Consider the following 13,490-nt stretch of genomic DNA (forward strand, 5'->3'; position numbering starts at 1 on the left):
AATGAAAATCAATAGAAGAAGACGGCTTATCAAAACATTTAATCTTTTGGATCAGCCTATCAGGTTCAATCCGTTTGTGTTCAGTCGTACTTTTTTTATGTGGGCTATTACCGGTCTGGTAGGAGGTATTATTGCCGGAGGGTACTGGATCGTTCTGGAACATTTTACTGAGTTTTTAGCTCATTTTCAAAGCTGGCAGGTGATTCCTACCATGGCTATCTGTGGTTTGCTGGCCGGGCTGGTGATCCACTTTATAGGCGATCCAGGAGAAATTCACCTGATCGTTAATAATATCAGATTCAATAAAGGGAAGCTGGAACCGAAGAACAACCCTTCTATGATATTGTCATCACTCTTTTGTGTGGCATCAGGAGGAAGCTTAGGACCCGAAGCTCCTTTAGTGCAGGTAACAGGATCTACGGGAACCTGGCTTGGGAAAATTTTCAGACTGAAAGGAGAGGAGCTGCGTTCTTTAAGTATTGCGGGGATGGCATCAGGCTTTACCGCATTATTCGGTGCTCCGCTTGGAGGAAGTCTTTTCTCTTTGGAAATCCTGCATCATAAACATGCCGTTGAATATTACAAGGCAATTATTCCTGCTTTGGTAGCAAGCTGCTTCAGTTATCTGATGTTTGCGCTGATCATTCATTTGGGAATAGGGGCAACCTGGGATTTGAAAGCTTATCATTACACCGGAGTGTATGATTTTCTATATGCTACCTTGTTCGGAATTGTAGGAACAGTGTTCGGGTGGATCTTCATCTTTGTTGTGAAGTTTTTCAAAAAAGTTTTTGAGTACAGAGAATTTCCAATTTACATTAAAACATTAGTGGGAGGAATTATCTTGGGAGTTATTGCCTATAATTTTCCCATTACAAGATATTTCGGACACAATGAGATCAATCAGCTGATCGGTGGAAACTTCGGACTGAAGTTCCTCATCCTGGTTCTGATTTTTAAAATATTGGCGATTGCCATTACCGTAACTTCCGGATGGAGAGGTGGTTTTATCATTCCTCTTTTCTTTGTAGGAACAACATTAGGATTAATTATCCACAATCTATTCCCGGGTGTAGATACAACTCTGGCAATTGTAAGTTGTATGGCTGCCATCAATGCCTGCGTGACGAGAACGCCTATGAGTACAACCATTATTTTGGGAACACTGACAGGATTTACTTATTTTGTTCCGATATTATTTGCCAGTCTTACCGGATATTTTCTGGCTCCGAAAATTCCGTTTATCGGGTCACAATCGGAGAAATTGGCAGAAGAATAAAATGAATTACAATTTAGATCATTATAAAGCTTTTCTTAGTTGAAGAGCTTTTTTTATGAATTCAGGAGAAGCGAGTATTCAGCTGAGGTTTTGTATGTTTCCTGAAATCTTCGCATATTTGAGCTGATCTTCCTTTACATATTACAATAAAACTAATATCATGAATTTAAAAACAATTATTTCACCAGTACTTCTTACGTTATCAACCATATTAGGAGCACAAACCATTCATTTCAAATGGGAGAAAGACTCTATCGGAAATAAATTGATTGACCATATTGCCATGAGTGTTCCTTTTTCAATTGAAAATAAAACATATCCTTTTCAATTTGATCTGGGAGCCAATACAACATTAATTTATGACAAATGCTTTGAGGGCACAGAACTTTTAAGAAACAAAAAAGTTGATGCTGCCTTAGAAGCAGCCGGACATAAGATGTTCTCTGTTGAAAATCAGAGTTTCAATATTGATGGCTATTCGATAAAAAACTATAAACTTTCCGGCATTTTGAATTTTGATCAGGGAGAGGTATGTGGAGTGGTAGGAGCAGATCTTTTTCAGAATAAATATCTGGTTATCGATTTTCCTAACAACGAAATGACCGTCACCGATGTTTTAGATAAGAAATTGAAATCCAGAGCGGACTTTATCAACATCCAAATCAAGAATAATAAACCCATTCTGCCTCTGAAAATTGATAATAAAATGTACAACTTTCAATATGATAGCGGAGCAAGTATTTTTCCGATTGTTACCTATAAAGAGAATTTTGCAGAGTTGATCGGAAATTCTAAGTATAAAGAAGAACTGAATATCCGTAATTTTAATAACCCGTTGATTGTAAAAGCTGTGGAAATTGATAAAAAGATTCAGATAGGGAAGGAGTATTTTAAAGCCAATGAACTTTGGTATACCGATGGAGACTATTTTGCATTAAAACAAGATGGCATCGATGGGATTATAGGGAACGTTTTTTTCATGGATAAAATTATCATCATTGATTTTGTTAATAAAAAATTCGGAATTGTAGCAGGAAAATGATATTGAGTCTCTGTTCACATTTTTCTGTCTAAAAACATGATTTTTATCTCCTTTAAATTTCTTTGAACAGCATTGCTTTCTTTAAAATAAAAATTGATATTTCATCTGTTTTTAGTAAATTTGTCAACCTTTAAATATTAAAATAAAATAATAAAAATAATATGAATCTTCACGAGTATCAATCAAAAGAGATTTTATCAAAGTATGGAGTAGCTATCCAACGTGGTTTCGTTGCAAACAACGTAGATGAAGCTGTAGCAGCTGCTGAGAAATTGACTGCTGAAACCGGAGCACAGGCTTGGGTGGTAAAAGCACAGATTCACGCAGGTGGTCGTGGTAAAGGTGGAGGTGTTAAGTTTTCTCCAAACATGGATAAACTTAAAGAGAACGCTCAGAATATCATCGGAATGCAGTTGGTAACGCCACAAACGTCTGCTGAAGGTAAAAAAGTACACTCTGTTTTGATTGCAGAAGATGTTTATTATCCAGGAGAATCTGAAACTAAAGAATTTTATGTTTCTATTCTTTTAGATAGAGCAGAAGGAAAAAATACAATCGTATATTCTACTGAAGGTGGTATGGATATTGAGCACGTTGCAGAAGTAACTCCTCACTTAATCCACAACGAATTGATTGACCCGGCTATCGGTCTTCAAGGATTCCAGGCTAGAAAAATTGCTTTCAACCTAGGTCTTGAAGGAAATGCATTCAAAGAATTTGTGAAATTTATTTCTTCTCTTTACAATGCTTATACAGGAATTGATGCATCTCTTTTCGAAATCAACCCGGTATTAAAAACTTCAGATAACAAAATTATCGCTGTAGATGCTAAAGTAACTTTAGATGACAACTCATTGTTCCGTCACAAAGACTTAGCTGAGCTTAGAGATACAAGAGAAGAAGATCCAATGGATGTTGAAGCTGGTGAAGCTGGTCTTAACTTCGTAAAACTGGATGGTAACGTTGCTTGTATGGTAAACGGTGCTGGTCTTGCAATGGCAACTATGGACATCATCAAATTATCAGGTGGTAACCCAGCTAACTTCCTTGACGTAGGTGGTACTGCAGATGCTCAGAGAGTACAGACTGCTTTCGGAATCATCCTAAGAGATCCAAATGTAAAAGCAATCTTGATCAACATCTTCGGAGGTATCGTAAGATGTGATAGAGTTGCTCAAGGAGTTGTAGATGCTTACAAAGCTATGGGTAGCCTTCCGGTTCCATTGATCGTAAGATTACAGGGAACTAACGCTGTAGAAGCTAAAAAATTAATTGACGAGTCTGGTCTTCCGGTTCACTCTGCAATTACTTTAGAAGAAGCTGCAAACAAAGTAAAAGAAGTTTTAGCGTAATCTAAAATTTTCATATAAAATTAAAAACCGTTTCATTTTTGGAACGGTTTTTTAATGCACGTACAAAACATTATTCATGAAGAATTTATACATTCCGGAACCATGCTCCGAAAACTGGGAATCCATGTCTCCACAGGAAAAAGGAAGATTTTGTGCTGTCTGCAGCAAATGTGTGATTGACTTTACACAAAAACAGCCTCAGGAAATTCAACAAATTATAGAAGAGAGGAAAGATGAACAGGTGTGTGGCAGATTTTATGATTATCAGTTAAAGAATTCTGCTTCATCTGAAAAACTAAAATCGCGATTCTTTACATATATTCCTTCAGGCTTTCAGAATAACAGACTTGTATTAAGCGTGTTTTCTATACTTCTGTTTTTAACGGGCTGTTCAAAACCCAAACCGGAAGTTTATGCTACAACAGGAGTAGTGGTGGAAATAGAAGAGGATTCGGCTACCGTCAATAATAAGCCTGTTATGGGAGAAGCCCGGATTGATAAAAATGATAGTATTACTAAAATTCCTAAAAAGGGCAGTATTGTGGCTCCCAAAAATCGTTATAAATAATGTTTGTTGAATGACAAAGGAATATCAAGGATCTTCACTATAAGTTTTTTTGCCACGAATGCACGAATTTCCTTTATTGATGGAGTTGTATGTGATGGACAAATAGTTTTTATATATTTAAAATCATAACTCATTTTTTAAATTTTTATATGAAAAGCTATATCATATGTGTTTGTTTTTCAGAGTTATGAAGCCTATATTTTATGTAGAAACAAGATTATTCGTGCATTCGTGGCAATCATAAACATATTCAATGGTATCACAGATAAAATCTTTTCGCCCTAGCGTTTCCCAACAAAAAAGCCGCTCCAAAAAATGAAACAGCTTTTATGATTCCGATGTATCCACAGAATTAGCAAATCTGCGTGAGATAAAGAAATTATTTATCCTGACTTTCCGGCAGATTCTGTTCTCCACTCGTAATACTGATACTCGTTGGTGTGACCAGCTGAATATTGTCCGTATCAAAACGTTCCTTAATATTTAAATAGGCATTACTTCTTACCTGCGCCAGATTGGCTCCCACCTTAATCCAGAATTTCACCTGAAGATTAAAAGACCCTTGTTTAAGATCTGTAAAGATGACTTCGGCAGTATCCAGTTTATCCACATTATCAAGATTTCTGACGACATCCAGGATTCCTTTCTGAGCTTTGCTTATATCTTCATCCGCAGGAATTTCAAAATTTAAAATAATTCTGCGTTGTGGTGATGCTGTAATATTATAAAAAGGGGCATTGAAGACTACCTGATTGGGGATATAGGCTTTCTTTCCATCATCAGTAAGTATTTTCGTTGTTAAGAACCCGATTTCCTGTACCGTTCCGGAATGGGCACCGATTGTAATATAATCGCCCACTTTGAAGGCTTTATCAATTCCGATCAGCATTCCTGAAAAAATACTTGAGACAAGATCTTTTAAAGCAACCCCGGCAATCACCCCGGCTACCCCCAAACTTCCGATAAATTTCCAAAGGAAACCGCTGAAGCCCATGATTTCAAGAGAAATAAAGGTCCCCATCAGCATGATCAGAAATCTGAAGATACTGATTAAGGTAACCAGTGAACTCTCTTTCTGACTTTTTGGAAAGAATTTGTGAAAGAGTTTTACTGCAATCTGGCTCATGTATTTACTTGTGATAAGGAAGAATGTAAATACTAAAATGCCGACGATAAGTTTAGGAGTAAGTTCTGCAAACGTTACGTACCAATTTTCCAATACCTTATACACCAAATCTATGTACGTGAGTCCGGTTTTCTCCATGAATAAAATTTTACATTAAATATATAAATTTTCATCAAAAAATTTGCCAGTTCCAAAAAGTCTACTAAATTTGTAGACTATAAAAGCAAAACATTATGTCAATCAAACTAGGAGATACAGCACCCAACTTTCAGGCAGAGTCATCTGTGGGAGATATTAATTTCTACAATTACTTAGGTGATTCCTGGGGAATTCTGTTTTCTCATCCGGCAGATTATACGCCGGTCTGCACTACGGAACTGGGATATACGGCAAAGCTGCAGTCTGAGTTTGATGACAGAAATACTAAAGTGATTGCTTTGAGTGTAGATGGAGTAGAAGACCATCAGAACTGGGTGAAAGACATTAACGAAACCCAAAATACAGAGGTCCGCTTTCCTATTATTGCTGATAAAGACAGAGTTGTTTCGGAATTGTATGATTTTATTCATCCTAATGCTTCGGCTACAGCAACAGTCCGTTCATTACTGATCATAGATCCTGCAAAAAAAGTAAGACTGATTATTACCTATCCTGCTTCTACAGGAAGGAATTTTAATGAAATTCTGCGGGTATTGGATTCTTTACAATTGGTAGATCAGCATCAGGTAGCTACTCCTGTCAATTGGAAATACGGCGAAGATGTCATTGTGCCCCCTTCTATTTCTACAGAAGATGCGAGAGCGATATTTTCGAAAGGAGTAACAGAAATAAAGCCGTACCTGAGATATACTCCCCAACCTAATACATGATTTATTTGATTTTTTATAGTTTAGTTTTAATTTGTACGAAAAGCGCCCCAAAAATAAAATTTTGGGGCGCTTTCATTTTTTTATAAGTATTTCAATGATTACTTAACGTCGTTGATAACTTGCTTAGCTTTAGAAGTTGGCAAATAAATACTGAAACCAAGGTTAAAAGTAATGTTAGAGGTTAAACCTGTATTTCCAAAACCTGTAACACCTGCATATTTTACTAAACCTTCAAGTCCGATATTTGGAGTGATGAAGTAAGAATATCCTGGTCCTACACCAAAGTCAAGACCTGTTGTAGAGTTACCACCTTTACTGATAGAATATCCACCAACACCTACGTTACCTTCAAAGAACCATCTTCCGTGATGTAGTAAGTTGTTAACACCTTGTTCTCCTGGAGAAAGATAATAACGTCCTAAAGCTCCTACACCATAATCAAATCTTGTGCTTGACTCTTTAGAAGATTTGCCAATACCTAAATTTACATATCCTCCGATAGCTAAATTATCTTCAATAAAATAAGCTCCTTTTGGTTGTAGGTTAATTTGGTATCCACCACCTGTATTTAATCCAAAATTACTTGTTGCTAAACTACTTCCTACCATCCAATTACCTTTTTGAATCTGAGCGTTTGCAGTTGCTGTTAAACCTGCAACAGCCAATATCCCTGTTAAAATAAGTTTTTTCATAATTTATTATTTTAATAATTAAATGTTTATTATTCACGAATTATAGAAAAAACAATAAATGTGCCAGACTCTTAATTTTAGACAATTTTTCTAAATTAATGTTAAGATTATGAGGAATGTATAATTCAATTTTTTAACATTATACTTATTTATTTTATAATCATAAATAAAGAGAATTGGAAACTGGGCTATAGAAATTATATAAGTTTAAACGATTTATTATTCGTTTTTATGATCTTATTAGATTAATAAAAGGATCACTGAGATAATCAATCCTGCAATGGTAAACTTTATTCCACGTTTGAAAGCTTTTGTTTTAGGATTAAACATCCAGAAGCTTGAAACCACAAAGAAAAACAGGGCAACTCCGAAAAATACACTTAAAGGAGCGATGGCATCTTTAGACTGTGATTTGTGAAGAGAAACCATTTTATCCAGTACAAAAGGCAGCTCCATTTTTGAATATTTAGCCACTCCGGTTGCTGAGTCATATGTTCCTTTCTTAAAATGAAGAACGGTACCTTCAGTTTTCTCCACTTCAAGACCTTTCATCTTAAGTTCTTTTTTCAGTTCTTTTTCTGAAAGGTTAGCAGATAAAGTCTTCTCATACTTTTTTTCACTCTTTAGAAAATCAGTGTCTCTGTAGACCAGAATGATTCCACTTACCGCGTATACCGCCATAATACCTGCCAGGAAATACCCCAGATAACGGTGTGTAACTCTCATGAAACTTCTTGTGTCTTTGATCTTATCCATATCGTTTTTTTTGTTTTGTTTTTAAATTTCAAAAGTGGAAACTGCAAAAATGCAATCTCCACTTTTAATAAATAAGTGATTATATTTTAAATTTTACAGCTTGTAAGTCAGTGTAAAATAATAATTTCTCGGTGTAATAGGATTCACAGAATAATTCTCGTGAACGTTGTAGTTGACTACGTCAAACAGGTTACCCACTTTCCCCTGGATAGAGAATTTCTTCCACTCGTAGCCTACAGATACAGAAACGGTAGTGTAATCTTTAAGATCAATCATTCTTGTTACATTATTTCGGGTGATATTGGTAGATTTTGAATCGTTCCATCCGGCAATTCTATCTCCGATATAATAAATACCTGCACCTACTTTCAAGCCTTTTGCGTAGCTGGTGAATTTATAAAAGATAGAAGCATTGGCTGTCGTAGCAGGAGTTCTTACCAATCTTTGGTTTTCAACATATCCTTTTTCGGGAGTATCAATATAGACTGAATTATTATAAGATACCCCAGCTATAATAGAAAGATTTTCATTTGGATTACCCGTAATATCCAATTCTACACCACGGCTTCTCATTTTTCCAGCAAGCTCTTTTAAATTGGTATCTGGAGTTATGATACTGGTAACATTATTAGTGCCTACTGCTGTATAGAAATAGTTTTGATAATAATTATTATAAATGATTTGGTATAGAGTAAGGTTTACAGCAAGGGCATTATTCCAGAAATTTTTCTTTGCTCCTATTTCGTACTGGTCTACAGTAGTTGGTTTGATACCCTGTTTAGGTAAATTGTTGATTCTGGTTTGTACATCTTGTGCTGTTCCGCTTGTATTTAAGTTTTCGATTCCTTCAGCCATGTAGCCTGCATTTGAAACGAATGAGTTTGTATACGTTGCAAATACAGAAAGATTATCATTAGGCATATATACCAAACCTACTTTTGGCGATAATGCCTGATCTGAGGTAGCTGTATTATTTACTGTAGTTTTTGTATTCGTTAAGAATTTAGTATTGATAGTAGGCATATTTTCTACATAAGACCAACGTAAACCTGCCAATACTTTAAACTCTTTGGTAAGGCTGATGAAGTCCTGAGCATATACTCCGATTCTTCTTGTATTGATTCTTGTTTTCTCTAATTTTTTAGAATCAGGCATACTTCCACTTGCCCATGTAGCTGGATCATCCAGAAATACTGTACCATCGGAACTTCCGTTTGTTCCGTACATATATCCTGTTCCGAAAACATTTTTCTTTGGATCGGAAATAGCAGGATTATAATAAGTATATGAGTCTGAAGAACCATAATCTGCATCAGCACCAATTAAAACCTTGTGCTCAATTCTTCCTGTTTTGAATTCCCCGTTGATATTTACCTGAGCAGAAGTATAGTTTTGCTCATTATAAGTTCTGTTTAGTGGTCTTTTCCAGAAAAGACGATTGTCTTTATTATATCCCCATTGTACTCTTTCCGTAGAGAAATAGTCTTTCGTAAAATTCTGATAAGAGGCTACAGCATTCAAAGACCATTTTTCATTAAATTGATGGTTGAATGTTACATTGGTTGAAGCCTGCTCTACATTCTGATACTGCCAATCAGCTCCCAGAAAAGCACTCCTTGATAAAAGATTGTTCATTTCATAGGAAACACCATCTTGTTTTGTAATAGAGCCAATCCCAAAGTCCGGAGTGAAATTATTCTTAAGATAATCCGCCTCTACAATTAATTGTGATTTAGGACTTAGGTTAAATAAAAATGATGGGTTGAAATAATATTTCTCAGACTGTACCACATCTCTGAAACTTTCAGCATATTCATACGCACCATTTACTCTGAAGGCAATATTTTTAGATAATGGACCATAAACGTCAATCGTTGGTTTATAAGAATTCCAGCTTCCGCCGTTTAATCCTATGCTTCCCCCAAAATTGAATTTCGGTTTCTTGGTAATCATATTAATAATACCTCCTGCTGCTGCATTACCAAAAAGCATCGCATTGGCTCCCTTTAAAACTTCTACTCTTTCCAATCCACTTACCTCAGGGAATACTCCACTGTTTACCCTTGCTCCGTTTTTGAAGATATTATCATTACCTAAAGCGAAACCACGTCCACCAAAGCTATCCTGAGAATTTCCTCTTGACGAAGTCACATACATTCCGTTGACGTTCTGAAGCACATCGCTCAATTGCTTTGCCTGCTGCTGCTCAATAATTTCATGAGTAACAATCGCAATCGGCTGTGGATTCTCCATTACCGTCAGATTAGACTTGGTAGATAAAGTTCTTGCCTGGTTTGGATTTCCAGTTTTATGAAGATTGATGTCTTCAATTGTTTGAGTTCTGATCGTATCTGCTTCAACGTTTTTCAGCTGTGCGCCTACTGAAACAGCGGTAAATAGAAGACCTAAAGAAAGTAGTTGTCTTTTCATTTTATTTTTATGTAGAACAGTTTTAAATAAGGCGCAAATGTAAGTATTTGTTTAGAATAGATAAAAATAATTTCATGATTTTTGTCATATAATTTTCAGCCGTAGACATGAATTATTTCTATACTTCCAATCCATAGGTTATCAGGAGGTTTTTATGAATATCTTTGTGAAAAATAAAAGAATATGCAATTGGTAAAAGCAGGGCTCTGTGCCTTTGGGATGAGCGGAAAAGTGTTTCATGCTCCCTTTTTGAAGGAACATCCGGGATTTTTTCTTTCTGCAGTGGTGGAAAGAAGTAAAGAAGAATCTAAAGAAAAATATCCTGAAGCAACAATTTACCGTTCCGTAGAGGAAATGCTTCAAAATGCAGAGGTAGAATTGGTGATTATCAATACACCGGTGCAGACGCATTACGAATACGCAAAAAAAGCATTGGAGGCGGGAAAAAACATTATTGTTGAAAAACCTTTCACTGTCAATGTTTCAGAAGCAGAAGAACTGGTAAAGCTTGCAGAAGAAAAAGGCTTATTTCTGAGTGTGTACCAAAACAGAAGATTTGACCGTGACTTTCTGAAAGTGAAGGAGGTTTTGAATAGTGGTCAGTTAGGAAATATCAAAGAAACGGAGATTCGTTTTGACAGATTCCGTACCACACCAAGTGGAAAACAACATAAGGAGAGTCCGGATCAGGTAGGCTCAGGTTCACTTCATGATCTTGGAGCACACCTTGTGGATCAGGCGGTACAGTATTTCGGGTATCCTGAAAAACTTTTTGCGGATGTATTTTCTATGAAAGGATCGGCATTTGCGAATGATTATTTTGAAATCCTGCTATACTATAAAAATGATCTGAGAGTACGGCTGAAATCATCGGTTTTCACGAAAGAAGATCATTATGCCTATAAAATTCATGGTGACAGAGGAACTTTTCTGCAGGAAAGAACCGATAATCAGGAAAACGAACTGGTTGCCGGAGCCATTCCTGCCTATGGAAAAGAATGGATGCAGCCTTTGAAAGAACCTGATGGAATTTTAAACTACCTGAACGGGAATTCTGATACAGAAAGAATATTCACTTCCAGTGAAGCCGGAAATTATATGGATTATTACCAGCAGATGTATGAACACATTGTTTTTGGATATGAACTGCCTTCTCCCGGAAAAGAAGTCATTCAGAATATGAAGATCATAGACGCTTCTCTGGAAAGTTCAAAAGAAGAAAGGGTAGTGGTATTGTAAATGAATATAAACGAGCTATGAATGGGTTCAAAGTTTAAGGTTTAAAGTTCAAGGTTACTGGAGGTCAGAATAGAAATTCTACGCTTTCACTCTAAAACCCTAAAACTCTCCGACTCTCAAACTCATTCATAGCTCATATTTTTTATAGGATTTCCTGCAATTCCAGCCATCTCATCTCATGGTTTTCCAGTTTTTCAGAAACCGTTTCCAGTTCAGAGGATAGTTTGGCTATTTTTTCATAATCAGCTTCATTATTGAGCTGATCCAATATCTTGGCACGCTGGGTTTCCAGTTCCGGCATTTCTTTTTCTATGGTTTCAAGCTCTCTTTGCTCCTTGAATGTTAATTTTCTTTTTTGAGAACCTGAAGCGTTCTCTGTAACAGCAATAGTTTCTTTTACAGGCTCAGCTTTTACCGCAGCATTTTTTTCTAAAGCTTCTTCACGGCTTTTAGCTTCACGATATTCTGAGAAATTTCCTACAAAATCTCTGATTTTTCCATCTCCTTCAAAAGCAAGGACGTGGTCTACAATCCTATCCATAAAATATCTGTCGTGGGAAACGATAATTAAAGATCCCTGGAACTGCTGCAGGAAGTTTTCAAGAACAGTAAGAGTAGGAAGGTCCAGGTCATTCGTAGGTTCATCAAAAATCAAAAAGTTAGGATTCTGATATAAAATATACATCAGGTGTAATCTTCTCTTTTCTCCCCCGGATAATTTCGAAATCGGAGAGTATTGGGTCTGGTCGTCAAATAAGAATAATCTAAGGAACTGAGAGGCAGAGAGGCTTCTTCCGTTAGCCAGCGGATAATGTTCTGCAATTTCCTTGATGAAATCGATAACGCGTTCGTCTTCCTTATAAGTAAGTCCTTTTTGGGCAAAATATCCGAAAGAAATAGTTTCTCCTGTTTCTATTTCTCCTTTGTCAGCTTTTTCAAAACCCTGGATGATATTCAGTAGTGTAGATTTTCCGGCACCGTTTTTCCCGATGATCCCTACTTTCTCACCACGTTGAAACTGGTAGCTGAAATCTTTTAAAAGAACTTTACTGCCAAAGCTTTTATCAATATGTTTAAGTTCAAGGATTTTATTTCCCAGACGTTTCATCTCAAAATCAAGCTCCAGTCCTTCCTTTCGGGTATCTGTTTTAGCAACTTTTTCGGTTTCGTAGAAAGCGTCGATTCTGCTTTTGGATTTGGTAGTTCTTGCTTTGGGCTGTCTTCGCATCCATTCCAGCTCCTTTCTGTAAAGGTTGTTGGCTTTATCAATCGTAGCATTCAGGTTTTCCTCACGGATCATCTTATTTTCAAGATAAGTGGCATACGATCCGTTATGCACATAAAGATTTCTATCTTCCATCTCCCAGATGATGTCGCAGACACTGTCCAGGAAATAACGGTCGTGGGTTACGAGCAGTAATGTGATTTTTGCTTTATTCAGATAGTTTTCAAGCCATTCCACCATATCCACATCCAGGTGGTTGGTAGGTTCGTCCATGATCAGAAGCGTATGTCGGTGTTCGGCTCTGGTTTCCGTTAATAATTTTGCCAAAGCCACACGTTTGATCTGCCCTCCGGAAAGGGTTCCCATTTTAGCCTCAAGGTCTGTGATTTTAAGCTGAGAAAGAATCTGCTTCATTTCATTTTCAAGGTCCCAGGCTTTATGCACTTCCATATCGGCCAATGCTTTTTCAATAAAATCCTGATCGGTAGAATGTAGAGATTTGTGATAGTTCTTCAGAGCCAGAATAGGTTCTGAGTCCAGTGTCATCATAAACTCCTCAATGGTAAGGTTGGGATCATAGTCAATTTCCTGGTCAAACAGCACTACCTGAATGTCTTTATTGATGATCGCAGTACCGCTGTCTGCAATTTCTTTACCCATTAATATTTTCAGAAGGGTAGATTTTCCGCTTCCGTTTTTGGCAACAATGGCAATTTTGTCTCCTTCATTGATGTGAAAAGACATGTTTTCAAACAAAACTTTGATGCCGTAAGATTTGGTAAGGTTTTCTGCAGAAACGTAATTCATTGGAAATTGATGGTTTGATTTTAATATTGAATTAAGCCGCAAAAATACAAAAATGTAAGCATACAATTTTCCGGACTTTCTTTTATGAAAACGAATGTTTATAAT

The 13,490-nt window shown here is 36.5% G+C and carries 11 protein-coding genes; 6 read left to right on the forward strand and 5 right to left on the reverse strand.

The window, feature by feature from the left end:
* Position 1 precedes the first annotated feature (1 nt).
* The 4 genes from AC106K_RS25040 to AC106K_RS25055 all read left to right on the forward strand — a co-directional run bounded on the left by AC106K_RS25040 (position 2) and on the right by AC106K_RS25055 (position 4,241).
* Positions 2-1,279, forward strand: a complete 1,278-nt coding sequence (locus AC106K_RS25040) for a chloride channel protein (protein WP_482448285.1) — start codon at positions 2-4, stop codon at positions 1,277-1,279.
* A 160-nt stretch (positions 1,280-1,439) separates the two neighbouring features.
* Positions 1,440-2,321, forward strand: a complete 882-nt coding sequence (locus AC106K_RS25045) for a hypothetical protein (RefSeq protein WP_482448287.1) — start codon at positions 1,440-1,442, stop codon at positions 2,319-2,321.
* A 161-nt stretch (positions 2,322-2,482) separates the two neighbouring features.
* Positions 2,483-3,673 (forward strand): ADP-forming succinate--CoA ligase subunit beta, encoded by a 1,191-nt coding sequence (sucC, locus tag AC106K_RS25050; RefSeq protein ID WP_045500844.1) that lies wholly within the window; start codon positions 2,483-2,485, stop codon positions 3,671-3,673.
* A 76-nt stretch (positions 3,674-3,749) separates the two neighbouring features.
* Entirely contained in the window at positions 3,750-4,241 is a 492-nt protein-coding gene (locus AC106K_RS25055; RefSeq protein WP_482448289.1) for a hypothetical protein, read from the forward strand.
* 379 nt (positions 4,242-4,620) lie between these two features.
* Here AC106K_RS25055 and AC106K_RS25060 read toward each other — a convergent pair whose 3' ends face one another.
* Positions 4,621-5,505: a mechanosensitive ion channel family protein gene (locus tag AC106K_RS25060; protein ID WP_047096684.1), complete on the reverse strand. Its 885-nt coding sequence runs from the start codon at positions 5,503-5,505 to the stop codon at positions 4,621-4,623.
* A 95-nt stretch (positions 5,506-5,600) separates the two neighbouring features.
* Between AC106K_RS25060 and AC106K_RS25065 the strand changes: the two genes are divergently transcribed.
* Complete coding sequence (locus AC106K_RS25065; RefSeq protein ID WP_482448290.1) at positions 5,601-6,236, forward strand: peroxiredoxin; 636 nt, start codon at positions 5,601-5,603, stop codon at positions 6,234-6,236.
* A 98-nt stretch (positions 6,237-6,334) separates the two neighbouring features.
* On the opposite strand, the gene AC106K_RS25070 is transcribed toward AC106K_RS25065, so the two are convergent.
* From AC106K_RS25070 to AC106K_RS25080, 3 genes are all read right to left on the reverse strand, one after another.
* Positions 6,335-6,928, reverse strand: coding sequence for a hypothetical protein (locus AC106K_RS25070; protein ID WP_482448291.1), 594 nt, complete (start codon positions 6,926-6,928; stop codon positions 6,335-6,337).
* 240 nt (positions 6,929-7,168) lie between these two features.
* A complete protein-coding gene (locus AC106K_RS25075) occupies positions 7,169-7,684 on the reverse strand; it encodes a hypothetical protein (protein ID WP_185289441.1) in 516 nt (171 codons plus the stop codon).
* A 93-nt stretch (positions 7,685-7,777) separates the two neighbouring features.
* Positions 7,778-10,114, reverse strand: a complete 2,337-nt coding sequence (locus AC106K_RS25080) for a TonB-dependent siderophore receptor (protein WP_482448293.1) — start codon at positions 10,112-10,114, stop codon at positions 7,778-7,780.
* Positions 10,115-10,297: 183 nt separating this feature from the next.
* Here AC106K_RS25080 and AC106K_RS25085 point away from each other — a divergent pair, with 183 nt between their 5' ends.
* A complete protein-coding gene (locus AC106K_RS25085) occupies positions 10,298-11,353 on the forward strand; it encodes a Gfo/Idh/MocA family oxidoreductase (protein WP_482448295.1) in 1,056 nt (351 codons plus the stop codon).
* A gap of 142 nt (positions 11,354-11,495) precedes the next feature.
* Here the strand turns inward: AC106K_RS25085 and AC106K_RS25090 are convergent, their stop codons facing one another.
* Complete coding sequence (locus AC106K_RS25090) at positions 11,496-13,385, reverse strand: ABC-F family ATP-binding cassette domain-containing protein (RefSeq protein ID WP_482448296.1); 1,890 nt, start codon at positions 13,383-13,385, stop codon at positions 11,496-11,498.
* Positions 13,386-13,490 lie beyond the last annotated feature (105 nt).

The sequence above is a fragment of the Chryseobacterium sp. FR048 genome, from assembly GCF_056844665.1.